At 56.7% G+C, this 850-nt stretch carries 1 pseudogene; it reads right to left on the reverse strand.

Going from position 1 to position 850, the window contains the following annotated elements:
- Positions 1–19: 19 nt before the first annotated feature.
- Positions 20–850 (reverse strand): annotated as a pseudogene (locus L6D80_RS29855) (IS5 family transposase); the annotation flags it as partial.

Raw genomic sequence — 850 nt, forward strand, 5'->3', positions numbered from 1 at the left:
TAAGAGGGTGTAGACAAAATCAAGTCGTGAGCCGGCGTGCGAGCATCCTAGCCTCGGCCAGCCACACCCATGCCTCGCTAACAGCAAACAACCGGTCGTGGTGCATAATCAGTCGCCGAGCTCTCTCGTTCCAAGCATGAGTCCGCTCCACCACCCACCGCTTGGGCATTACCACGAAACCGGTCGGAGCAGGCGCTACCGCAAACATATCGCCTTGCTCTGAATGCCATTTACCTGTTCGTCGGTTGTTTGGCCCGCGGATCACTTGAACGTCGACCGCGTGCGTTTGATTCATGCGCTGGGCCCATTTTCCGGCGTATGCACTATCAACGAACAGCGTATTCAATGACGGGTATTTTTCCTTCGAATAAGCCACTGCGTCATCCGCCGCGTCCCGATCCTGCACACTTGCTGCACTGATACTCACCGCCAGAAGCAGGCCCAACGTATCGACTATCAGACTTCGTTTGCGCCCCTTCACCTTCTTGCCAGCGTCGTAGCCACTGTCCCCTCCCTGTGGAGAGCTGCGAGTTGATTGCGAATCCAAAATGCCGCCGACGGATTGTCGTCACGATCCTCTCTGTCGCGCCATTGGGTTCGTAAGCGATCATGCATCTGCTCAAATTTGCCCTGCGTACTCCACCGGCGGAAGGTCTTGTAAACATTGTCCCAGTGAGGAAACTCGCGCGGCAGCATGCGCCATGAGCACCCCGTGCGTACTACATAGCAGCAGGCTTCGAGCAGCATCCGTCGAGAATGACGCGGTGGCACACCACGACCTCCCTGAGTTTCAAACAAATCGGCGACCAGCGCCCATTCAGCATCAGTCAGGCAGCTGGGATATCGTTGC

The sequence above is a fragment of the Pseudomonas ceruminis genome (genome assembly GCF_021602025.1).
GTDB lineage: Bacteria > Pseudomonadota > Gammaproteobacteria > Pseudomonadales > Pseudomonadaceae > Aquipseudomonas > Aquipseudomonas ceruminis.